The 22,564-nt window shown below is 62.9% G+C and carries 24 protein-coding genes; 9 read left to right on the top strand and 15 right to left on the bottom strand.

Going from position 1 to position 22,564, the window contains the following annotated elements; translation table 11 throughout:
- Positions 1–72: 72 nt before the first annotated feature.
- The 4 genes from nagZ to EBBID32_RS11195 form a co-directional block, all read right to left on the bottom strand.
- Positions 73–1,086, bottom strand: a complete 1,014-nt coding sequence (gene nagZ / locus EBBID32_RS11210) for a beta-N-acetylhexosaminidase (protein WP_006956748.1) — start codon at positions 1,084–1,086, stop codon at positions 73–75.
- A gap of 40 nt (positions 1,087–1,126) precedes the next feature.
- Entirely contained in the window at positions 1,127–1,849 is a 723-nt protein-coding gene (locus tag EBBID32_RS11205) for an SPOR domain-containing protein (RefSeq protein WP_006956746.1), read from the bottom strand.
- A gap of 21 nt (positions 1,850–1,870) precedes the next feature.
- Complete coding sequence (argS, locus tag EBBID32_RS11200; protein ID WP_006956744.1) at positions 1,871–3,598, bottom strand: arginine--tRNA ligase; 1,728 nt, start codon at positions 3,596–3,598, stop codon at positions 1,871–1,873.
- Positions 3,599–3,713: 115 nt separating this feature from the next.
- Positions 3,714–4,322 (bottom strand): hypothetical protein, encoded by a 609-nt coding sequence (locus EBBID32_RS11195; protein ID WP_037490183.1) that lies wholly within the window; start codon positions 4,320–4,322, stop codon positions 3,714–3,716.
- A 198-nt stretch (positions 4,323–4,520) separates the two neighbouring features.
- On the opposite strand from EBBID32_RS11195, the gene ispH reads away from it, so the two are divergent.
- The 6 genes from ispH to ahpF all read left to right on the top strand — a co-directional run bounded on the left by ispH (position 4,521) and on the right by ahpF (position 10,058).
- Positions 4,521–5,480, top strand: a complete 960-nt coding sequence (gene ispH / locus EBBID32_RS11190) for a 4-hydroxy-3-methylbut-2-enyl diphosphate reductase (protein ID WP_006956739.1) — start codon at positions 4,521–4,523, stop codon at positions 5,478–5,480.
- Between the two features lie 3 nt (positions 5,481–5,483).
- Positions 5,484–6,461 carry a homoserine kinase gene (gene thrB / locus EBBID32_RS11185; RefSeq protein WP_006956738.1) on the top strand — a complete coding sequence of 326 codons (978 nt, stop codon included), beginning with the start codon at positions 5,484–5,486 and terminating at the stop codon, positions 6,459–6,461.
- A gap of 59 nt (positions 6,462–6,520) precedes the next feature.
- On the top strand, positions 6,521–6,967 hold the full coding sequence (gene rnhA / locus EBBID32_RS11180; RefSeq protein WP_006956735.1) for a ribonuclease HI: 447 nt from the start codon (positions 6,521–6,523) through the stop codon (positions 6,965–6,967).
- Between the two features lie 74 nt (positions 6,968–7,041).
- The gene (betI, locus tag EBBID32_RS11175) at positions 7,042–7,716 is read left to right on the top strand and encodes a transcriptional regulator BetI (RefSeq protein ID WP_006956733.1); all 675 of its coding nucleotides are present in this window, start codon (positions 7,042–7,044) and stop codon (positions 7,714–7,716) included.
- Between the two features lie 106 nt (positions 7,717–7,822).
- Complete coding sequence (ahpC, locus tag EBBID32_RS11170) at positions 7,823–8,386, top strand: alkyl hydroperoxide reductase subunit C (protein WP_006956732.1); 564 nt, start codon at positions 7,823–7,825, stop codon at positions 8,384–8,386.
- A 91-nt stretch (positions 8,387–8,477) separates the two neighbouring features.
- Positions 8,478–10,058 (top strand): alkyl hydroperoxide reductase subunit F, encoded by a 1,581-nt coding sequence (ahpF, locus tag EBBID32_RS11165; protein WP_006956730.1) that lies wholly within the window; start codon positions 8,478–8,480, stop codon positions 10,056–10,058.
- Between the two features lie 139 nt (positions 10,059–10,197).
- Here ahpF and EBBID32_RS24095 read toward each other — a convergent pair whose 3' ends face one another.
- The 8 genes from EBBID32_RS24095 to glmM all read right to left on the bottom strand — a co-directional run bounded on the left by EBBID32_RS24095 (position 10,198) and on the right by glmM (position 16,338).
- Positions 10,198–11,310 (bottom strand): hypothetical protein, encoded by a 1,113-nt coding sequence (locus tag EBBID32_RS24095; protein WP_156022534.1) that lies wholly within the window; start codon positions 11,308–11,310, stop codon positions 10,198–10,200.
- Between the two features lie 408 nt (positions 11,311–11,718).
- On the bottom strand, positions 11,719–12,009 hold the full coding sequence (locus EBBID32_RS11160; RefSeq protein ID WP_006956729.1) for a HigA family addiction module antitoxin: 291 nt from the start codon (positions 12,007–12,009) through the stop codon (positions 11,719–11,721).
- 4 nt (positions 12,010–12,013) lie between these two features.
- Positions 12,014–12,292 (bottom strand): type II toxin-antitoxin system RelE/ParE family toxin, encoded by a 279-nt coding sequence (locus EBBID32_RS11155; protein WP_006956727.1) that lies wholly within the window; start codon positions 12,290–12,292, stop codon positions 12,014–12,016.
- A 280-nt stretch (positions 12,293–12,572) separates the two neighbouring features.
- Complete coding sequence (locus tag EBBID32_RS11150) at positions 12,573–13,235, bottom strand: L,D-transpeptidase family protein (RefSeq protein WP_006956726.1); 663 nt, start codon at positions 13,233–13,235, stop codon at positions 12,573–12,575.
- 181 nt (positions 13,236–13,416) lie between these two features.
- A complete protein-coding gene (locus EBBID32_RS11145) occupies positions 13,417–14,016 on the bottom strand; it encodes a ribonuclease HII (protein WP_037490177.1) in 600 nt (199 codons plus the stop codon).
- Positions 14,009–14,764, bottom strand: coding sequence for a bifunctional hydroxymethylpyrimidine kinase/phosphomethylpyrimidine kinase (gene thiD / locus EBBID32_RS11140; RefSeq protein ID WP_006956722.1), 756 nt, complete (start codon positions 14,762–14,764; stop codon positions 14,009–14,011). Before thiD ends, EBBID32_RS11145 begins: the two co-directional genes overlap by 8 nt.
- A complete protein-coding gene (locus EBBID32_RS11135) occupies positions 14,761–14,985 on the bottom strand; it encodes a DUF1272 domain-containing protein (protein WP_006956721.1) in 225 nt (74 codons plus the stop codon). Before EBBID32_RS11135 ends, thiD begins: the two co-directional genes overlap by 4 nt.
- Before the next feature lie 12 nt (positions 14,986–14,997).
- Positions 14,998–16,338: a phosphoglucosamine mutase gene (gene glmM, locus EBBID32_RS11130; RefSeq protein WP_006956719.1), complete on the bottom strand. Its 1,341-nt coding sequence runs from the start codon at positions 16,336–16,338 to the stop codon at positions 14,998–15,000.
- 94 nt (positions 16,339–16,432) lie between these two features.
- Here glmM and EBBID32_RS11125 point away from each other — a divergent pair, with 94 nt between their 5' ends.
- Positions 16,433–17,812, top strand: a complete 1,380-nt coding sequence (locus EBBID32_RS11125) for an alanine/glycine:cation symporter family protein (protein WP_037490181.1) — start codon at positions 16,433–16,435, stop codon at positions 17,810–17,812.
- Between the two features lie 36 nt (positions 17,813–17,848).
- Here the strand turns inward: EBBID32_RS11125 and EBBID32_RS11120 are convergent, their stop codons facing one another.
- The 3 genes from EBBID32_RS11120 to EBBID32_RS11110 all read right to left on the bottom strand — a co-directional run bounded on the left by EBBID32_RS11120 (position 17,849) and on the right by EBBID32_RS11110 (position 19,467).
- Positions 17,849–18,031: a CsbD family protein gene (locus EBBID32_RS11120; RefSeq protein ID WP_006956716.1), complete on the bottom strand. Its 183-nt coding sequence runs from the start codon at positions 18,029–18,031 to the stop codon at positions 17,849–17,851.
- A gap of 79 nt (positions 18,032–18,110) precedes the next feature.
- Positions 18,111–18,581 carry a group I truncated hemoglobin gene (locus EBBID32_RS11115; protein WP_006956715.1) on the bottom strand — a complete coding sequence of 157 codons (471 nt, stop codon included), beginning with the start codon at positions 18,579–18,581 and terminating at the stop codon, positions 18,111–18,113.
- A gap of 13 nt (positions 18,582–18,594) precedes the next feature.
- Positions 18,595–19,467, bottom strand: a complete 873-nt coding sequence (locus tag EBBID32_RS11110; RefSeq protein ID WP_006956714.1) for a DUF3034 family protein — start codon at positions 19,465–19,467, stop codon at positions 18,595–18,597.
- A 115-nt stretch (positions 19,468–19,582) separates the two neighbouring features.
- On the opposite strand from EBBID32_RS11110, the gene EBBID32_RS11105 reads away from it, so the two are divergent.
- Together EBBID32_RS11105 and EBBID32_RS11100 are read left to right on the top strand one after the other, a co-directional pair.
- Positions 19,583–20,197, top strand: a complete 615-nt coding sequence (locus tag EBBID32_RS11105) for a cupredoxin domain-containing protein (protein ID WP_006956713.1) — start codon at positions 19,583–19,585, stop codon at positions 20,195–20,197.
- A complete protein-coding gene (locus EBBID32_RS11100) occupies positions 20,194–22,509 on the top strand; it encodes a putative bifunctional diguanylate cyclase/phosphodiesterase (protein ID WP_006956712.1) in 2,316 nt (771 codons plus the stop codon). The genes EBBID32_RS11105 and EBBID32_RS11100 overlap by 4 nt, the downstream gene beginning before the upstream one ends.
- The last annotated feature ends 55 nt before the right edge of the window (positions 22,510–22,564 follow it).

The raw sequence follows: 22,564 nt of genomic DNA, 5'->3' as shown, positions 1-22,564 counted from the left end.
GAGGGTGACACCCCTCCACCGGCTCCGCCGGTCCCCCTCCCCTTGCAGAGGAGGATTGTTCGACACGGCCCCTCAAGCCGCAACCAACCCCAGCAACATATCCCGCGTCGCCAGCAATTCGGCCAGATCCGGCTGATCCCCGCCGCGTTCTACCGACGCCATCGCCCGGTCGAGCCGCGACCGGCCCGCCGCCGTGATCTCCGGCAGCCGGTCGGCGATCCCGACCATATCGTCCATCCGCCCCCAGCAATTGAGCGCCAGGTCGCACCCCGCCGCAACCACGCCCGCCGCCAGATCGGGGATGCTGCCCTGCAATGCCTTCATGTCCAGATCATCGGACATCAACAGTCCGTCAAAGCCGATCGCCGTGCGGATAATCTGCTCGATCACGGTCCGCGACAGGCTGGCCGGGCGCTCCGCGTCCCAGGCGGTGTAAACGACATGCGCCGTCATCCCCATCGGCGCGTCGCGCAATCGCTCGAACGGTTGCAGGTCACTCGCCAACGCTTGCGCCTCTGCGCGCACCACCGGCAGTTCCAGATGGCTATCGACCAGCGCGCGGCCATGGCCCGGCATATGCTTGACGATGCCGACCACGCCGCCATCGGCCAGCCCTTCCAGCGTCGAGCGCCCCAGCGCCGCCACCCGCATCGGCTCCGCCCCCAATGTGCGGTCGCCCATAATGTCGCTCGCGCCGTCCTGCCGCACGTCCAGCAGCGGCAGCGCATCCACAGTGATCCCGACCTCCGCCAGCGTCAGCGCAATCGCGCGTGCATTGGCGCGCGCTGCCGCGATCGCGCTGGCCGGCGCAATATCATAGAGCCTGTCGAACGCCGCGCCCGCCGGAAAAACGGGCCATACCGGCGCCTGCATCCGTGCCACCCGGCCACCCTCCTGATCGATCATGATCAGCAGGTCGCTACGGCCATGCAGCGCGCGCAAATCATCGGTCAGCGCGCGCAATTGCGCCCGATCGACGATATTCCGCCGGAACAGGATGTAACCTGCCGGCTGCGAATCGGCGAAAAAAGCGCGCTCGTCAGGGGTCAGGGTTGCGCCGGACAGGCCGAAGATGACGGGTTTCATGACCGTAATGGTAACCGGCAGGACGCCCGATGTCGAAGGCTCAGTTCACCACCATGCAGCTTTCACCCGCTACCTTGAGCTTGCCGCAGATCAGGCTCGCCTGCCCGCCCGCGCTCGCCCGCAGGCGGTAGACGGTGCTGCCGCCCACTTCCGCCGGTTCGACAATCATCGCCATCGGCGCGAGATAGGCGAAACGCTTGGACAGTCTGGTCCAGGCATCCTTGGCACCCGCCGCGCTGCCATAGGCACCCAGCTGGATCATTGCACCGCCAGCAGCCGCTTTGAGCGCGACGGCTGCTCGATCACCGGTTTCGTCCGTGACGCGCGCGCTCACGCTCTGCGCAGGCTTGGCCGCGACGACAGGCTTGGTTCCGGTAGGCGCGGGCGCGGTCTTGGTGATCGGCGCTTCTGGCACGCGGCTGGCATCAATCCGCCCGTCGCGCAGCACGCCCTCGCTTGCAGCGAAACTCGCATCGCCTTCGCCATCAAATTTCTTGGCGTCGGCCTCATTGGCGGCGATCTTGTAATTGTCCGCGGGTGCCGCGATCAACTGCCCCTCGCCCGCAGCGCCTGGACCATTGCGATTCTGGATCCACCATATGCCCGCCACGACGACACCGATCAGCGCGAGTCCCAGCAGGATCAGGCAGAGCAAGCGCAACGGCGAGATGCTATTTTCATCCTCATCATCGACTGCAGGCTCCAGCCAGGGCAGCCGGTCCTCATCGTCAAAATCCAGCCGGCCCCGTGCATAGTCGCCCATCGTCCGATACTCCGCCCGCCTCTAGTTCAGCTCAGTCAATGCCGCCACGCCCATCAGCGCAAGGCCATTTCGTATAATCTGCCCTATTCCACGGCTCAGGAAAAGCCGCGACGACGTAAGCGCCGGATCATCGGCCAGAATGACGCGCGCGCGTGGATCGTCATTGCCCATATTCCACCAGCCATGGAAAGCCGAAGCCAAGTCATTGAGATAGAAGGCTACCCTGTGCGGTTCGCGGGTCAGCGCCGCCCCTTCGACCACGCGCGGGAACTGCGCCGCAAGCTTCACCAGCGCCAGCTCCGCCGTCCCAAGAAGGGACAGGTCAGGCGCTGGCAGTACGATCCCAGCCTCCTCGGCCCGCCGCCCCAGCGAGGAAATGCGCGCATGGGCGTACTGGACATAAAAGACAGGATTGTCCTTGGACGCTTCCACCACCTTGGCAAAATCGAAATCCATCTGCGCGTCAGCCTTGCGCGTCAGCATGGTGAAGCGGACGACATCCTTGCCCACTTCCTGCACGACGTCCGCCAGCGTGACAAAATTGCCCGCTCGCTTGGACATTTTCACCGGCTCGCCATCGCGCAGCAGCCGCACCATCTGGATAAGCTTGACGTCGAACCGCGCCTTGCCCTCCGTCAGCGCCGCGACCGCCGCCTGGATGCGCTTGACCGTGCCTGCATGGTCCGCACCCCAAATGTCGATCAACTGGTCCGCGCTCTGGGCTTTCTGATAATGATAGGCCATGTCGGCACCGAAATAGGTCCAGCTGCCGTTGGATTTCTTGATCGGCCGGTCCTGATCGTCGCCAAATTTGGTCGAGCGGAACAGCGGCAGGACGACAGGCTCCCAATCGTCGGGCAATTCGCCCTTGGGCGCTTCCAGCACGCCGTCATAAACCAGATCATGCGCGCGCAGCCAGGCCTCGGCCTCGTCGGGCTTGCCCGCCGCCTGCAATTCGGCTTCGGACGAGAAGATGTCGTGATGGATGCCCAGCAGCGCCAGATCCCCGCGGATCATGTCCATCATCTTCGCGACAGCAAAAGTACGGAAGGTAACAAGCCAGTCGGCCTCCGGCGCGCCGACAAACTGGTCGCCATATTCGGCAGCCAGCGCCTGCCCCACCGGCACCAGATAGTCGCCGGGATACAGGCCTTCCGGCACCGCGCCGACATCCTCGCCCAGCGCTTGCGCGTAGCGCAGATGCGCCGAGCGGGCGAGGACGTCGACCTGCCCGCCCGCATCGTTGATATAATATTCGCGGATCACCTTGTGCCCGGCATATTCCAGCAGGGTTGCCAGCGCATCGCCCACCACGGCCCCCCGGCAATGGCCCATATGCATGGGACCAGTCGGGTTTGCAGACACATATTCGACATTGACGGTCACGCCAGCGCCAACCTGGGACCGGCCATAATCGTCGCCCTCTGCGTCCAGCGCAGCCAGCTCCGCTCGCCACGTCGCATCGGTCAGGGTCAGGTTGATAAAGCCCGGCCCGGCGATCGACGCGCTCGCGACTTCATCAAGTTGCTGCAATTTAACAATAATTGCCTCGGCCAACGTGCGCGGGTTGGTGCCGGCAGGCTTGGCCAGTACCATCGCGGCATTGGTCGCCAGATCGCCATGGCTAGAGTCGCGCGGCGGCTCGACCGTCACCGGCTTGCGATTGAGGCCAGCAGGCAGGACGCCATCAGCCTCCAATATGTCCAGCACAGTGTCGAGATGGGCGGTGAAACGGGTATAGAGGGACACGAGACGAAACTTTCTACAAGTCCCGTTCGCCCTGAGCCTGTCGAAGGGCTGCTCTTTTCTTCAAGAAGTGCAAGGCTTCGACAAGCTCAGCCCGAACGGATGATGGGGCTAGCCGTTAACGCGTGGCGTTATATTTGAGCTGGTCCTGGGTCAGGTTGAAACCCACGAGCAGCTCGAAGCTGGTTCGCTGCAACGCCGCCTTGACGTCGGGCTGGGCGAAGGGGTCGATCGCAGCATCCGCATCGCCCGCCTTGCGCTTCTGGGTAATCTTGGCCTGAATGTCAGCGGGCAGCGATGCCGATGCCTTGTCGACATAGGAACCGGCCTTGGCCTGCGCACTGGCGCGATACTCGCCTGCGGCAAAGTTGAGCGTGACCTGACCGACACGCTTGGCGACCACGACGTTGCCGCCCCGCACCACGGCGGAGAAATAGGGCAAGGTCACCTGCCGCGCCACGCTGGCATCGTTGCGCCGGGCGTTCACGGTGAAACTGCCTTCAGTATAATATTGCGCGCCATCGGTGCAGGTCGATCGCAAATTGGTGATCTCCGCCACCACGTCGATCGCCGCTGCGTCACGGCTCTGCGCTGGATTGAACAGGGTTATGTCGCCGGTATAGGCCGGAACCGCCGCAGTCGGGCAGGCAGACCGCACCGCAATAATGCCGCCGGTCGCGTCGATTTCACCCCGGCGCGAACAACCGGCCAGGGCGAGCGCCAACATGCCGGTCGTGATGACACGGGCCAGAACGGCACGAGACGGGGCAGTATGAGACAGGCAGATGTTCCTTGGCACAGGCAGAAATTCCTTGGCATGGCCCGTCGGCCAGAAGCTTTGCGCTTCCTTATCCATCCCCCGCCCCTGGCGCAACCGCAAGGAAGCGGCTTTCCTCCCGGCCCACATTCGCCTAAGCGCAAAGCCATGACCGATAGCGCCGCCGCCCGCCCGCCCATGACCCTGCTGATCGCCGCCCCGCGCGGTTTCTGTGCCGGGGTCGACCGCGCGATCATCATCGTCGAACGGGCAATCGAAACCTATGGCGCGCCCGTCTATGTCCGCCATGAAATCGTCCATAACAAATATGTCGTGGACAGTCTGAAGGCCAAGGGCGCGATCTTTGTCGAGGAACTGGATCAGGTGCCGGACGGCGTGCCAGTCGTCTTTTCCGCCCATGGCGTGCCCAAGGCGGTGCCAGCCAAGGCGGAGGAACGCGGCCTTTCCTACCTTGACGCCACTTGCCCTTTGGTCAGCAAGGTCCACCGTCAGGCCGAACGGCAGGTCAAGGATGGCCGCCACATCTTGTTCATTGGGCATAAGGGGCATCCCGAAGTCATCGGCACTTTCGGCCAGGTGCCCGACGGCACGATGACACTGATCGAGACGGTGGAGGATGCACTTGCCTTTACCCCCGCCGATCCCGCCAATCTTGCGTTCCTGACCCAGACCACCCTGTCGGTCGATGACACCGCCGCGATTGTCGCCACCCTGCAAGAGCGCTTTCCCTCGATCGTCGCACCGAAGGGGGAAGATATCTGCTACGCCACATCCAATCGCCAGACGGCGGTCAAGGCGATCGCCGCGCGCTGCGACGCGCTCTATGTCATCGGCGCACCCAACAGTTCCAATTCGCTGCGGCTGGTGGAGGTCGCCGAACGCGAAGGCACTCCCGCCCGCCTGATCCAGCGCGCGGATGAGATCGACTTTGCCTGGCTTGAAGGCGTCACCACGCTGGGCCTCACTGCTGGCGCGTCCGCGCCGGAAGTGCTGGTACGCGAAGTGGTCGACGCCATCGCCACCCGCTTCACCGTGACCGAGGAACAAGTCGAAACCGCGCGCGAGACCATCGCCTTCAAGCTGCCACGCGGGCTGGAGGCAGCCTGAACCATGGCCGTCTATACCCATGTTCCCGCCGAAGAGATTGACGCCTTCCTCGCCCGCTATGACGCAGGCCGCCTCGTGTCGGCCAAGGGCATTGCCGAAGGGGTAGAGAATAGCAATTATCTGCTCGAAACCACCGGCCATGATGGCTCTGGCCACCGCTATATCCTGACCCTCTATGAAAAGCGGGTGGATGAGGCGGACCTGCCCTTTTTCATGGACCTGCTCGATCATCTGGGCGCGCGCGGCTGCCTCGTCCCGCGCTTCATCGCCGACCGGGACGGCCAGCGGCTTCAGACATTGGCGGGCCGTCCCGCCTGTCTGATCGAATTTCTGACCGGCATTTCGCTGACCGAACCGACCCCGGAGCAAGCGCGCGCAACCGGCGCGGCGCTGGGCGAACTGCACCGCGCGGCAGAAGGCTTCCCGCTCGAACGGCGCAACACGCTGGATCTTGCAGGCTGGCATGATCTGGCGGACAAATGCGGCGAGGATTTCGATCAGATTGCGCCGGGCTTGGCCGCCCGCGTGCGCGACGAACTTGCCTTTCTCGACGCCCACTGGCCCGCCGACCTGCCCCGCAGCGTCATCCATGCCGACCTTTTCCCCGACAATGTGCTGATGTTGGGCGATAGGGTCACCGGCCTCATCGACTTTTATTTCAGCTGCACCGACATTCGCGTCTATGATCTGGCCATCACCCACAGCGCCTGGGTGTTCAGCCATGACGGCGCGACCTTCTTCGCCGATCGCGCGGCAGCGCTGGGCGCAGGCTATGACGCTGCCCATGGCCTGACCGATGCGGAGCGCGCCGCCTTCTCCATCTTGTGCCGGGGCGCGGCGCTGCGCTTCCTGCTGACCCGCGCCTATGACTGGATCAACACGCCACCCGACGCGCTGGTGACCCGCAAAGACCCGCTCGCCTATCTGCGCCGCCTCGATTTCTACGCCAGCGCCAATCCGGCGGACCTGCTGGGCGCGTAACTCCAACATCCCTCGTTTCGAGCGAAGTCGAGAAATCGACTCGCAGTGCAAGGCCGATAATGACCGATACCCCTACAGTCGACATCTTCACCGACGGCGCGTGCAAGGGCAATCCAGGTCCGGGCGGCTGGGGCGCGGTGCTGCGCTTTGGCGACGCGGAAAAGGAATTGTCGGGCGGCGAACCGCAGACCACCAACAACCGCATGGAGATGATGGCCGCAGTCGAGGCGCTCAATGCGCTCAAAAAACCCTGCCGCGTCACACTCCACACCGACAGCAAATATGTCATGGACGGCATCACCAAATGGGTGTTCGGCTGGCAGAAGAAGGGCTGGCGTACCGCTGATAACAAGCCGGTCAAGAATGTCGAAATCTGGCAGGCGCTGCTGAAAGCCGCCGCTCCCCATCAGGTGACCTGGAAATGGGTCAAGGGCCATGCCGGCCACCCCGAAAATGAACGCGCCGACAAGCTGGCCAGTGCCGCCGCAGACAGTTTTCGCCGCTAGAGACACATGCGAAGCAACGGCCTATCTTGCCACCCGCGCCGCCAGACCCCAAAGAGAGGCTTCGGGGGACGATAATGACAGAAAATACAGCAAAACGTAACGTAATTTCCAAGCCCAGAGCGCGCTTCATCCGCGAAACGGCCGACGTGCGACGCCAGGCGCTGATCGAGGCGACGGCGCGCTGCCTCGCCGAAAAGGGCGTCGCTGGCACCTCCGTCCGCGCCATCTGCGCCCGCGCGGGCGTGTCGTCGGGCCTGCTCACCCATTATTTCGAGGGCGTCGATGCGCTCATCCTCGCCACCTATGAGGATGTCGGCGCGCGAGTCTCCGCCGCACTGGAACAGGCGGTCGAGGAAGCGGGCGACGATCCGCGCGACCAGTTGCGCGCATGCCTCCAGGCCAATTTCCGGGCGCCGATACTGGACCCTGACCTGCTCGCGACCTGGACCGCCTTCTGGAGTCTGGTGCGGACCGATCCCCACATCGCCGCCATCCATGCCGAAGTTTATGGCGGCACCCGCGCCCAGCTTGAAACGCTGCTGCGCACCATCGTGCCGGAAATGCCGCAGGATCGCGCCCGCCTCGCCGCGATCAGCCTGACCGCGCTGGTCGATGGCCTGTGGCTGGAAATCTGCCTCGATCCCACGACCTTCTCCGCCGAAGAAGCCCAGGCGATGGTCGAACGCGCAATGATGCTGGCGCTCGGCCAATGGCGCGGCGAGTGGGTCGATCAATCCGATAAGCCGTGATCGTTTTTCTCACTCTCCAAGTCCGATAAAACCAATTTCCCTTGGCCCGTCCCCTTCCCTACATGGGGTCGGTAACAGCAACCCCTCAGAAGGATCTGACAAGCCCATGGCTCTCATCAACACCACCATCAAGCCGTTCGCCGCGACCGCCTATAAGGAAGGCAAGTTCGTCGACGTCACCGACGCGGACGTGAAGGGCAAGTGGGCGATCTTCTTCTTCTACCCCGCCGACTTCACCTTCGTCTGCCCGACGGAGCTGGAAGATCTGGCCAGCATCTACCCGACGCTCCAGTCGCTCAACGTCGAAGTCTATTCGGTATCGACCGACACCCATTTCAGCCACAAGGCATGGCACGACACCTCGCCCGCGATCGGCAAGATCAACTATTATATGCTGGGCGACCAGTCGGGCACGATCACCAACAATTTCGACGTGATGCGCCCCGGCGTTGGCCTGGCCGACCGTGCGACCTTCCTGGTCGATCCCGAAGGCGTGATCCAGTTCATGGAAATCACCTCCGAAGGCGTCGGCCGCAACGCGACCGAATTGCTGCGCAAGGTGAAGGCCGCTCAATATGTCGCCGCTCACCCCGGTGAAGTCTGCCCGGCCAAGTGGGAAGAAGGCGAAGAAACCCTCGCCCCCTCGCTCGACCTGGTCGGCAAGATCTAAACTACGGTTCCCCTAGCGGGTCGCAAAGTGGCTCGGAGTGGACCCTCTCCTCCGCTCCGGGCCATTTTTGTATCTAACGAAGGATTATTCCATGCTCGACGCCACCCTGACGCAGCAGCTCAAGGCCTATCTGGTCAACATCCGTGAGCCTATCGAACTCGTCGCCTCTCTGGGTGACGATGCCAAGTCGCGCGAACTCAATGACCTGCTCAACGAAATCGCAGCCCTCTCCGACAAGGTCAGCGTGACCACCGGCGCGGACAAGCGCGTCCCCAGCTTCATGATCCGGCGCACAGGTACCGACATCGGCGTCCGTTTCGCGGGCCTGCCGATGGGCCATGAATTCACGTCGCTGGTCCTCGCTTTGCTCCAGGTCGGCGGCCACCCGTCCAAGGCCGCGCAGGACCTGATCGAACAGGTCAAGGGGCTGGACGGCGACTTCGCCTTTGAAACCTATTTCTCCCTCTCCTGCCAGAATTGCCCGGACGTGGTGCAGGCGCTCAACCTCATGAGTGTCCTCAACCCCCGCATCAGCCACGTCGCCATCGACGGTGCGCTGTTCAAGGAGGAAGTGGACGCCCGCAAGGTAATGGCCGTCCCCACCATCTTCCTGAACGGCGAACCCTTTGGCTCCGGCCGCATGGAACTGGAGCAGATCGTCGCGAAGATCGACAGCGGCGCCGCCACCCGCGCGGCTGAAAAGATCAAGGCCCAGGAGCCGTTCGAGGTGCTGATCGTCGGCGGCGGGCCTGCGGGCGCTGCGGCGGCCATCTATGCCGCGCGCAAGGGCATCCGCACCGGCGTCGCCGCCGAACGCTTCGGCGGGCAGGTGCTGGACACGATGGCGATCGAGAATTTCATCTCGGTCAACCATACCGAAGGGCCGAAACTCGCCGCCGCGCTCGAAGCCCATGTGAAGGATTATGATGTCGAGATCATGAACCTGCAAAGGGCGACGAAGCTGATCCCGGCGCGGACCGAAGGCGGCTATCATGAAGTCGTGCTGGACAATGGCGCGTCGCTCAAAGGCCGAACCCTCATCCTCTCCACCGGCGCGCGCTGGCGGCAGATGGGCGTGCCGGGCGAAGACGAATATCGCAACAAGGGCGTGGCCTATTGCCCCCATTGCGACGGCCCCCTGTTCAAGGGCAAGCGCGTCGCGGTGATCGGCGGCGGCAATAGCGGCGTCGAAGCCGCGATCGACCTGGCCGGCATCGTCGCCCATGTGACGCTGATCGAATTTGACAGCCAGCTCCGCGCCGACGCGGTGCTGCAACGCAAACTCGCCAGCCTGCCCAACGTCAAGATCATCACCTCCGCGCTCACCAGCAAGGTCGACGGCAATGGCGAACGCGTCACCGGCCTGTCCTACAAGGACCGCAACAGCGGCACCGAGCATGACATCGCACTGGAAGGCATCTTCGTCCAGATCGGCCTGGTCCCCAACACCGAATGGCTCAAGGACGCGGTCGCCCTCTCCCCCCGCGGCGAAATCGAAATCGACGCCCGCGGCGAAACCAGCGTCCCCGGCGTATTCGCAGCAGGCGATTGCACGACGGTCCCCTACAAGCAGATCGTCATTGCCATGGGCGCGGGGTCAACGGCCGGATTGTCGGCGTTCGACTATCTGATCCGTTTGCCCGCGAGTGAGGAAGCGGCGCAGGCGGCGTGATGCACTAAACTCGACAGCGAGTTGGACAGAGTGAGAAGCGGTCGATCCGGGGACGGGTCGGCCGTTTTTTGTGGGTTGGGAGTTGCGCTAACGCGATCGTAAATGACAACCCAAACGAGCAGACAATATCACGCCTAGCCTAAATTTCTGTATTCGAACCCCTTATCCAATCGAGGCCATACCAGCGCGAATAGCCGTCGCGAACGGGCGGTAGGTCAGCAACCTGAACCGGTAACCTATGAGCTATACGCCATCCGCGTTGTTCCAGACGAAGCTGCATCGAAATTTCATCGCCAACTGGAAAATCTATGAAAGGATACGACCGCCCCTCTTTCAATTCCGAGACTCTTTCGAATTTCTTGATTGGCGTCGTGCTAGCCCTACCTGTGTTGAGTTTACTTTTTTCTAGCCGCTTAACGGCTCCATCCACATTTTTCTCTCCCTGCTCGAAAAGAAATGGCATGGCATCAACGAGGCGTGGTGCTTCAAATATGCGATTCTCAGCAAGAAAATTCATGGCCAGATCACGTGCCGGTCCGTAGGACCAAGTAGTTGATCGAGCTATTTCCCGAAACCAAAATTCCTCGCAAATATCGGGAATCCATTCCCACGGATTGGTCGGTTCAGCGACGCCCTTATTGATACGCCAAAGCGGTTTGTAATCGCGCGAAAATGCAACAATAGAACCGTCACTGACGCGCCAATATCCATAGGGTAACCAAAGGATGCTAGGTGTAAAATCCTCAGGTGTGACCTTTGGTGTGATTACCTCTGTCGAGGCACAGCCGCCAAAACCTGAATTATATAGGATACGGGAATAACCATCTACATCAGGCTTTAGATATCCCAACTCGCCCCCGCGCAATGCCGGCACCCGGACGAGTGCTCCGACTGCCCCCCGCTCCGACGGCCCAAAAAAAAGTTCACGGCAAATTATCGCCCTAAGGCTAAGATTTCTTTCAAGTGTTAGGCTGAATAGCCGAGATTTCGTTAGAGCATACTGAACATCACCTTGCTCACATTTCAGAGCATCTGCGACATGTAAAATGAAATATTTTACTGTATTCACATCATCATGCGGCGACACGGATAATTTCAAACCGATCGAATTTTTGAGTTCGTGCCAGTCCCGGTAGCCTGCGGCTCTCGCTATTGCCTGTTGCGCTTCGGACAAGCTAACCTGATCCGCATGTCGAGCGAGAAGTTTTGCGGCCGCGAGGGGACGCTTTGTGTCATCGAATACTATACGCATAAGAACCAGCTTCCATAGCGGTGCCTATCGAGACGTGTCCACTAAGCCCACGCGCACCTAGAAGAGGTCCGAGTAGTTGAAACATCCTGCCCGTGGGCTACGCCATTGTGGACGGCTCGGCTGGATTGGCTGCCCTCCATACAGCCACACATGAGACGAATTTGCAACATAATTGTGATAAAAATATCGTATTCGTGGGCAGTCGCCATCACCCTTCAAATGGGGAACGACCGTTATGTGTATGACCAAGAAATAATACCGCATCCGCACCGGGGTCCATCAACGGCGGCCACATGTTACCGATCAAGACCGTCGATGTGATTAGCCAACATCCACCCCGCACCGCACCAACCGGTCGGCCACAGCAACATCACCGCAATTTCTCAGACGAATTGAAGCGCCTTCCCCTCAAGCCGCTTCCTGCAACCGACGCACAACCGGCTGCCCATGCTCACGCGCGCGCCACAGGTCGTAATTCGCCTGCATGGCCAACCACGCCCGCGCGGTGCTGGTGCCTGCCTGTTCCAGCCGCAGGGCCAGATCGGGGCTGATCGCCGCCTTGCCGTTCAGCACGCGCGAAAGGGCGACCCGCGACATGGCGAGACGGCTGGCCGCTTCGGTGACGGACAGGCCGAGCGCCATGATAACTTCATCACGCAGCAATTCGCCGGGATGGGGAGGGTTGTGCATCATCGTCATGGCCTCAATGATAATCCTGATAATCGACAAGTTCGGCATCGGTGCCGACAAAGCGGAAGGTCACGCGCCAATTGCCATTGACCCACACCGACCAATGCCCCTTCAGATCGCCCTTCAGCGCGTGCAGTTTGAAGGACGGCAAATTCATATCCGCTGGCCCCGCAGCCACATCGAGCAGGCCCAGGATATTGCGGATTTTCTTCACATGGGATGCCTGAATGCCGCGCGTCGTGCCGCTGGTATAAAAGGCCTCAAGCCCCCTGTGCCGGAATCCGATGATCATGACGATTTGTATCGCGTATCGTTACACGATGCAAGTAGGGATCGCTTGGCTATGGTGCCTGCTGCCCCTGTCCTACACCCCCACCCCATGCCATACTCCCCCCGGCTCTTTCTCCCCGTCCGGTCGATCGCCTCCCCGCGCCCATGCGCGTCGCGGCGCACTTCGCAAAAATTTTCCTATTGCGAAGTCCATTTGAGAAGTCTGTTCCCGCGCAAATGCGTGGCCTGCGATGGTGTGAACTTTGCTGATTTGGCAGGACTGTTAAGCGCCGCCCAGTCGCTCAGCGCCGACCCCAGACCCCGAAAATATCCGGGTCGATCTCCAGCAGCGGCACCCGCGTTCCCGCGCCCGCCCGCATGTCGCTGCTGCCCAAGCCCCCCCCCATGCCGAACGTCACCACGCTGCTCCCCTTGTCGCCCAGCACCAGCGGGTCGAGCAGGATCGCGGCGCTCAGCCGGTCGGTGGTCACTTCGGTCAGCGTGCCGATCTGCGTCAGCGCGAACAGCTGCCGGGCAAAGGCATAGGGCAGGCGGATGCAGCCATGGCTGGCGGGGTAGCCGGGATTATGTCCGGCGTGGAGCGCTATGCCGTCCCAGGTCAGCCGCTGCATGAAGGGCATGGGCGCATTGCTGTAGAGGTTGGAACGGTGCCACTGGCGCTTTTGCAGGATGGGGAAATGGCCAGTGGGGGTGCGGTGCCCCTTCGTCCCCGTCGACACGCTGGCCGCGCCGATCAGCCGGTCGCCGCGATAGACATGCACACGCTGCCGCGCGATGCTGACGATCAGATAGAGCGGCCCCCCGACCCCTGTCCCATCGCCGGCCCCGTCATCGGCCCAGCGAAACGCCCCCGGCGCCAATGGTCCATCCGCCAACTCCGCCCGCGCGGACGGCACGCCCATAGCCAGGCAGCACAGCAGGACGAACAGCCGGGGGAAAAGCATAAGCCTTTCTTAACCATAAGCCGGCGGCGCGCCAGAGGGCGGCGCACGCTTTACCGCATTGGTCCCGACTTGGGACAGGGGGATGCTCCCCTCCCTCCGTTCGTTTCGAGCGAAGTCGAGAAACCTGTGCGCTACTTTTCTCGACTTCGCTCGAAACGAACGGAACCTGGGGGACTCGGCCCTAAATCAGCAGCATCTGCGCCACCGGGGCAAAGCTGCGCCGGTGCAGCGGGGTCGGTCCATGGGTGCGCAGCGCGGCGAGATGCTGCGCGCTGCCATAGCCCTTGTTGCTCTCCCAGCCATAATGGGGGTGGGTGGCCGCCGCCTCCAGCATCATCCGGTCCCGCGCTTCCTTGGCGAGGATGGAGGCCGCAGCGATGGACAGGCACAGCGCGTCCCCGCCCACAACCGCGGTGGCGGGCCAGCGCCAGTCCGGCACCCGGTTGCCATCGACCAGCACATGCTGGCAATCCTGCCCCAGCGCCTCGACCGCCCGCGTAATCGCCAGCATCGTCGCCCACAGGATGTTGATCCGGTCGATCTCCTCGACACTGGCCACCCCCAGCCCCCAGCAGATTGCCCGCGCCTTGATCTCCCCCTCCAGCGCCGCGCGACGCCTGGCCGAGAGTTTCTTGCTGTCGTTCAGCCCGTCGGGACAATCCTCCGCGCGCAAAATCACCGCCGCCGCGACCACCGGCCCCGCGAGCGGTCCCCTGCCCGCTTCATCCACCCCGGCGACAAGGCCGGGATGATGGCGCAGTTCATGGGCAAAATCAGGCATGAAAACCAAGCGGCGCGCCCATCGGCCCATGCCCGCCGCCCAGCCCCGGTGCGATCGTCAGCGCGGCGCGCACATAAGCCCGCGCCCGCGCAATCGCGGCGGTCAGCATCATCCCCTGCCCCAGCCCGGTCGCAATCCCACTGGCCAGCGTGCAACCGGTGCCATGGGTGTGCGGCGTGTCGATGCGCGGGTCGGTCCAGTCGGTGACCAGACCCTGCGGCCCGACCAGCCGGTCGACCAGCAGCGCGCCAACGCCATGCCCGCCCTTGGCCAGGACATGCGTGCCAAAACGCGCGGCAATCCCTTCGCCGCCCAGCGCCCCAAGTTCGGGGATATTGGGCGTCACCAGCGTGGCGATGGTCATCAATTGCTCGAACGCCGCAATCGTCGCCGCATCGGCCAGTACCGATCCGCTGGTCGCGACCATCACCGGATCGAATATGATCGGCACATTCCCCAACCCGCTTAGCAGTTCCGCCACAGCCATCGCCGTGTCCGCCGATCCGATCATGCCGATCTTCACCGCGTCGACGCCGATATCGCTGATGCAGCTTCGCATCTGCGCCAGCACCATGTCGGTCGGCACCGGATGCACGCCCTGCACCCCCAGCGTATTCTGCGCGGTGATCGCGGTGATCGCGGTCATGGCGTGGCCGCCCAGCATCGTCACGGCCTTGATATCCGCCTGTATGCCCGCGCCGCCGCCGCTGTCGGACCCGGCAATGATCAGGATGCGCGCAATGCTCATCCCTTAAAATGCCGCACGGTCGATGCCGGATTGCCCGCCAGCGCCTTGCCCGTCCGGCTGGGCCGGTCCATCAGTTCGCCGCCGCAATTGGGGCAGCGATCGTCCAGCGCCTCGGCACAGGGCGCGCAATAGGTACATTCAAACGAACAGATGAACGCGCCGGGTTCATCGGCGGGCAAATCGGTGCCGCAGCGTTCGCAGTCGGGGCGCATTTCAAGCATGGGGAAACCTCATCACGCTGCGGCCTTCTCGACCGCCATGCAGATGCGCTCCACCACGTCGCGCACCTGTTCCTCCCGGTCGCCCTCCGCCATCACCCGGATCACCGGTTCGGTGCCGGACGGGCGGATGACCAGACGGCCAACCCCGGTCAGCTCCGCCTCCGCCTGCGCGATGACGCGCTTGACGTCGTCATGCTCCAGCGGCTTGCCACCGGAAAAGCGGACATTCTTCAAAAGCTGCGGCACCGGATCGAACTGGTGCAGCGTCTCGCTGGCGGGCTTGCCGGATCGGACAAGCGCGGCCAGCACCTGCAACGCCGCCACCGTGCCGTCGCCGGTGGTCGCATAGTCGGACAGGATCATGTGGCCCGACTGTTCCCCGCCGACATTGAAGCCGCCGCTGCGCATCCGCTCCAGCACATAACGGTCGCCCACGCTGGTGCGCTCCAGGCCAATGCCCTGCCCGGTCAGGAAGCGCTCCAGCCCCAGGTTCGACATCACCGTCGCCACCAGCCCACCGCCGCGCAACGTACCCGCGCGCGCGAAATTGGCGGCGATCAGCGCCATGATCTGGTCGCCATCGACGATCTGGCCCTTTTCATCGACCACGATCAGCCGGTCCGCATCGCCATCCAGCGCGATGCCGATATCCGCGCCCGACGACACGACCGTTTCCTGGCACAGCAGGGGTGCGGTCGATCCGCAGCCGTCATTGATGTTGGTGCCGTTGGGATTGACGCCGACTGCCACGACGGTCGCGCCCAGCTCCCACAGGGCGGACGGCGCGACCTGATAGGCCGCCCCATTGGCGCAATCGACCACGATTTTCAGGCCATCGAGCCGCAGATCGGCCGGGAAGCTGGACTTGACCGCATGGATATAGCGGCCGCGCGCATCCTCGACCCGGCGGGCGCGGCCGATATCCTTGGACGCAGCCAGCGGCACCTGCTGGTCGATCAGCGCCTCGATCTTCAGTTCATCCTCGTCCGACAGCTTGTAGCCATCCGGGCCGAACAGCTTGATGCCATTGTCGAAATAGGGATTGTGGCTGGCGGAGATCATGACGCCCAGATCGGCGCGCATCGAATGGGCCAGCATGGCCACGGCCGGCGTCGGGATCGGCCCGAACTGCACCACGTCCATGCCAACAGCGGTAAAGCCCGCGACCAGCGCATTTTCGACCATATAGCCCGACAGGCGCGTATCCTTGCCAATCACCACGCGATGGCGGTGGTCGCCGCGCTGGAAATGGGTGCCCGCCGCCATGCCGACCTGCATCGCCAGTTGCGCCGTCATCGGCCATGCGTTGGTGCGCCCGCGTATGCCGTCAGTGCCGAAATATCGTCTGGTCACAAATCCCTCGCTCCTGCCCGCCGCAGAGTATCGCCTTACCCGCCCATAGCAATCTTTGATCGACTTTCCAGCAGGCGCGCGCCATCCCGGCGCGATGGACCGTTTCAATGGCTTTATCGATGCGCTTTCGAGCGCGGTGTTCTTCAAGGTGCCGGTGGCGGGCGCGCAGATCGAACTGATCGTGCTGTATCTGGCGCTGCCGATGCTGTTTTTCACCCTGTGGCTGGGCTTTCCCAATATCACCCAGGTTGGCCGCGCAATCCGCATATTGCGCACCCAGCCGGAGAAGGGCGAGGCACGGGGCGATGTCAGCCAGTGGGCGGCGCTCAGCACCGCGCTGTCCGGTACGATCGGGCTGGGCAATATTGCGGGCGTCGCGGTGGCGCTGACCATGGGCGGGCCGGGCGCGATATTGTGGATGTTCATCATCGGCTGGTTCGCGATGACGGTGAAGATGGCGGAGGTCACGCTGGGCCTCAAATATCGCATCTTCGACGCGGCAGGCCATGTCCATGGCGGGCCGATGTATGTGTTGAAAGCCATAGGCGCAGCGCGCGGCTGGCCGAAAATCGGCATGATGCTGGGTGGCGCCTATGCCTTTTTCGCGCTGTTCGGCGCTATCCCGATGGTACAGGTCAATCAGAGCTTCGCGCAGGTGAAGGTGGTGACCGGCCTCACCAATGGCTGGGCCTATGGCGTGTTTCTGGCCGGTGCGGTCGCACTGGTGACGCTGGGCGGCGCGGCCTGGCTGGGGGAAGTCGCCAAACGACTGACGCCCTTGAAGGTCGCGGTCTATCTGGCGGGGGTGCTGGCGATCCTGATCCTGCACCTGGACGCCATTCCGGGCGCATTGGCGCTGATATGGGATGGCGCATGGAGCGGGCAGGCGGCGACCGGCGGCGCGGTGGGCGCGTTCGTCGCGGGGATGCGCCGCGCCGTGTTTGCCAGCGAAGCGGGCGTCGGATCGGCGGTGATGGCGCACAGCCTGGCGCGGGCGCGGCATCCCGTCTCCGAAGGGCTGGTCGCACTGCTCGAACCCTTGCTCGGCACGATGATCGTTTGCGCGCTTGGCGGACTGGCGCTGGTCGTGGCGGGAACATGGAATGGGGGGCTGGAGGGCATCGCAATCACGTCCGCCGCCTTTGCGCAGGTGTCGCCATGGTTTCCCTGGCTGCTCGCGGTCGTGGTGTTTCTGTTCGCCTATTCGACGCTGGTGGCGTGGGGCTTTTATGGCTTGCAGGCCTGGGGCTATCTGTTCGGCCATGGCCCGCGAGCGCAATGGACGTACAAAATTCTCTACATCGTCGCGCTGCCGCCCGCCGCCGCGATCGACCTTGGCCGCGTCGTCGGCATCGTGGACAGCAGTTTTTTCCTGATGGCGATCCCCAATGTCATCGCGCTATATCTTTGCGCGGGCGAATTGCGGCGGGACGTGCGCGCCTATCTGGCGGATAAAGAAAACCCCGCCGGATAAGGGCGGGGCTTCCTCCTGCTTGGGAGCAATTCAGATTCAGATTTTGTCGCCGAGTGCGCCCTTGACCGAACCGGCGACGTCCTGCGCCGTGCCCTTGGCCTTCTGCGCCTTGCCTTCAGCTTCCAGACGGTCGTTGTCGGTCGCTTTGCCAATGCCTTCCTTGGCGGCACCGGCCGCCTTGTTGCCAGCGGCCTTCAGCTTGTCGGTTGCTTCACCCATGTGCTTTGCTCCTTGCGTGATTTCCTCAACCTAAACGAGCACGCGCAAAAAGGGTTGCCGCCGGAACGCAGGCGTAACGTTACTTTTCAATCACATCGCGACGCATCGGCGCGAGTTTGGAGAGAAAACGGTTCTGCACCGGGAAGCTCACGCGCTCCTCGCTCATCGCCCGCTGGAGCGTTTCGACAAGACGGTTCATGTCCGCCTTCTGCACACCCAGATCCTTGTGCGCGCTGGCCATGTCCCGCCCGCTATAGTTGCACCCGGCGTTGAGGATGAAACAGAATTGCTCGAACAGCGTCCGCTTCAACCGCACCTGATCATGATTGGCGAAAATCTCGCCGATCACAGGATCGGCAAAATTGATCGCGACGAAACGGTCGACGATGCGGCGGATGCCGTCCTGCCCGCCAAAGGCATGCGCCATGCCCGTCCCTTCAAAGGGCGCGGCCCCGGCATGGCGGTTGTCGGCGACATAGGGATCGACAGCGGTTTCACCGGGCAGCGCATGGGGTGCCTGCATCAGCAGCAGCGACAGGATGATGGACATGGGATTGCGTCCTTTAGAAGGCGGTCTGAAGCTGGAGAAACACGCCACGCTGTTTCTTCACCGTGGCGATGGATCCCAGGTCGGCATAGGCAATGGTTGCCGTCACATTGCGGCTGATCGCGACGGCGGCAAAAGCGTCGAACCAGTCATCCTCCCGCGCGATATTCAGATTATCGGGCTTGCGCCGATATTCCCCGCCGATCGCGACGCGCCGCGACAATTGCCAGGCGGCCGATCCTTCAAACTGGAGCGTATGGCCGCCCTGCTTCCCGCCGCCAAAGCCGAGCAGCCCCATCTGGTTCGCCTTGGTCAGGCGCACCGTGCCGGACAACAGGATGGAGCGCGAGAGGAATAATTTGCTGACCGAGGCATAATAATCGACGCCCTCGTCATTCTTCGCGCCAATCGCGCGGACGATCGCGCTCTGATTGTTGTTCTTGTACTGGATACCCACAGCGATGGCGGGCAGCCGGTCATAGACCAGATCGCCCGCGACCTTGACCTTCGCGCCGAAAATGTCCTGCGAAAAGGCATAATCCTTGCCCAGCCCCAGTGCAGCGCCAATCTCGTTCGTGTTGAAATCCTGATGCGTGTAGCTCAGTTCAATCCGGTCGCGGATGCCGATCGCCACGCCAACGCTCTGATAGTCATAATCCTTGACCTCGACCAGCGTGCCATGCGCCGACAGGCCGACGCCATCCGATGTTTCATTACCCGCGATCACTGCCCAGGGGGTGAGGCCACCGCCCGACGCCCCTTCCAGCGAAGTGATGCCGTTGGTCAGCAGCAATTTGCCGCCATTGCGGATCGGTCTGGCCATGCCCTGCTGCGGCGACATAGCCGCCAGCGTGAGAGCGATAAACAGGAGAGGACGGAAAAAGGTCATGATCGGCTGTTAGGCGGATCATGGTTAAAATAGGGTTTACCACGTTAACCTTGCGGAAATCTGGTCCAGAACCAACTAAACATTTATTCAATATTTCCGTTTACCACCAGCAACCATGAACGAGTCACGCCTTCTTCTCGCCGCCCTGTCTCTGATCGCCAGCCCGGCAATCGCGGGTGACCTTGATCTTCGGATCATCGATTCCGCTGGCCGCCCGGTCGGTGATGCAGTCGTTACCGTCCGCCCGGCAGGGGGTGTCCCGACCGGGCCGATCCGCTTCCCCTGGGGTACAACGATGGTGCAGCAGAATATCGCCTTTGCGCCCCATGTGTTGATCGTGCCCGTAGGCGCGACCGTGAAATTCCCCAACAAGGACAAGGTGCGGCACCATGTCTATTCCTTCTCCAAGCCCGCCAGGTTTGAAATCAAGCTGTTCGGGCAGGATGAAAGCCGCAGCTATACCTTCACCAGTGCGGGCGCGGTGGCGCTGGGCTGCAATATTCACGACGAAATGAGCGGGTTCATCAAGGTGGTCGACACGCCCTACGCCACCAAGAGCAATGCCGCCGGACAGGCGCGGATCAACGGGCTGGCCACAGGCACGGCGCAGGTGACGGTCTGGCATCCGCTGCTCAAGGGCAAGGATAATGAGATGCTGATCAACCTGCCCATCCCCGGCAGCGGCACCGTGAACAAGAGCGTGTCACTGGCGTTGCGCGCCGCAAAATGATGGGCGCGCTCCGCCTGAAACGACTATGGCTGCGCGTGTGGCGCGCTGTCCAGTCCACCCTGACGATCAGGATGACGCTATTTTACGGCGCGCTGTTCGTCGGCGTGACGACGCTAACGCTCTATGGCACGCGCAATGCGATCGAAAGCTATGCCGAAAATGTCATCCGGCGTGAAATGGACGTCGGCAGCGCTCTGTTCGACCGGATTTCGGCGATGCAGCTGCGCCAGATCGGCCAGGGTGCCGATGTGCTGGCCAGCGATTTCGGCTTTCGCGAAGCCGTGGCCACAGGCGACGCGCCGACGATCGAATCCGCGCTGCACAGTCTGGAGCGCCGCTTCCAGTTCGATCATGCACTGTTCATCGGGGTCGATGGCACGCTGGTGGGCGACATCAAGGATCTGAGCCGCCACGAACAGGATCAACTCTATGATGCGCTCGACAACGGGCGCATGCAGGGCGTCGTGCGATGGAGCAGCGGCAGCCATATCGCGGCAGCAGCGGCCGTGCGCGCGCCGATTCTGACCGGCTGGGTCGTCTTTGCCCGCAATATGGGTCCGGCCGACCTGAGCGCGCTGGCGAAACTCTCCTCGATCGACCTGCATCCGCAACTGAAACCGGTAATGCAGACCAGCCCGAAAAGAGTTGCGGGCGAGACAAGCCTGCGCGAAGTCCTGCGCCATGGCGAACATATTCTGGTGCAGACCCGACCGGTCGAAACGCTGATCGAGACGGCACCGGAAATGCTGGTGCTGGAATATAGTCTGACCAAGGCGATGGCGGGCTATGCGCCGATCCTGTGGGCCTTGTTCGGCTTTGGAGCGGTCGGCGCGGTGCTGGCGGTGGCCGGCGCATTTGCGGCATCCCGCCGCCTGACCCAACCGATCGTCGCGCTGGAAGCCGCCGCGCGTAAGGTGAGCGCAGGAGAACATGCGCAGGTGAAAGTGGAAACGCGCGACGAGATCGGCCGTCTGGCACAAAGTTTCAACCGCATGGTCGATGCGGTAGAGGCGCGTGAGGCGCAGATTGCGCACATGGCCTTCCACGACGCGCTGACCGGGCTGCCCAACCGGGCGATGCTGCGTGAGCAGGTCGCGCTGGGCCTGACCCGCGCCGAAGGCGGCCATCTGATGCTGTTCTGCATCGACATCGACAATTTCAAGTCGATCAACGAATCGCTTGGCCATCCGGTCGGCGACGCCCTGCTGTGCCAGGTCGGCACGCGGCTGGCAGCAACCTGCCCCAGCGGCTTTGTCGCGCGGCTGGCCGGGGACGAATTTGCCGTCAAACTGCGCGCAGGCGGACAGACCGCCGATCAGGCCGGCCGTGCCATCGTCGCGGCCCTCGCCGAACCCTTCGACATAGACGGCCATCGCATCATCGTCAGTGCCAGTGTCGGCATCGCGCTCAGCCCGCAGGACGGCGCGGATGCAACCAGCCTGCTCAAAAATGCCGAACTCGCGCTGCACCGGGCCAAGAGCGAGGGCAAGGGCAGTCATCGCTTCTTTGAAAGCGCCATGGATGCCGAGGCGCAGGCCCGCCGCGCGCTGGAAACCGACCTGCACGATGCACTGCGCAACGGCGAGCTGGCCCTGCATTTCCAGCCGTTGTTCGGCCTGTCGCAAAATCGCGTCACTGCATTTGAAGCGCTGCTGCGCTGGCAGCATCCCACGCGCGGCATGGTGTCGCCGGTCAATTTCATCCCGCTGGCGGAGGAAACCGGTCTGATCATTCCGATCGGCGAATGGGCGCTGCACGAAGCCTGCCGCATCGCCGCGACCTGGCCCGATCATATCCGCGTGGCCGTCAATATATCGCCGATCCAGTTTCGCAGCCCCAATCTGGCCGCCGTGGTGCTTCAGGCGCTGGCGCGGTCGGGCATTGCGCCCAACCGGCTGGAGCTGGAGATTACCGAAAGCCTGTTTATCGACAATGTCGAGGCGACGCTTTCCTCGCTCCACAGCCTGCGCGCGCTGGGCGTGCGGGTGGCGCTCGATGATTTCGGCACCGGCTACAGCTCACTCAGCTATCTGCGCAGCTTTCCCTTCGACAAGCTCAAGATCGACCGCAGTTTCATCGTCGATCTGCTGGAGCATAAGGGCGCAACCGCGATCATCCGCGCGATCACGACGCTGGCCGACGCGCTGGGGATAGAAACCACCGCCGAAGGGGTGGAGCATAGCGACCAGCTCGACATATTACGCGCCGAAGGCTGCGGCCAGATCCAGGGCTATCTGTTCAGCCGCCCGATCCCTGCGCATGAGGTCGAAGCGCTGCTGGGCAAGCTGGACGGCGCACGCAAGGCGGCCTAAGCGCATCGTCGCGCCAGATTGAACCTACCTCCGTTCGTTTCGAGCGAAGTCGAGA

The organism is Sphingobium indicum BiD32 (genome assembly GCF_000382885.1).
Lineage (GTDB): Bacteria > Pseudomonadota > Alphaproteobacteria > Sphingomonadales > Sphingomonadaceae > Sphingobium > Sphingobium japonicum_C.
This window is presented reverse-complemented; position numbering and strand designations above follow the sequence as displayed.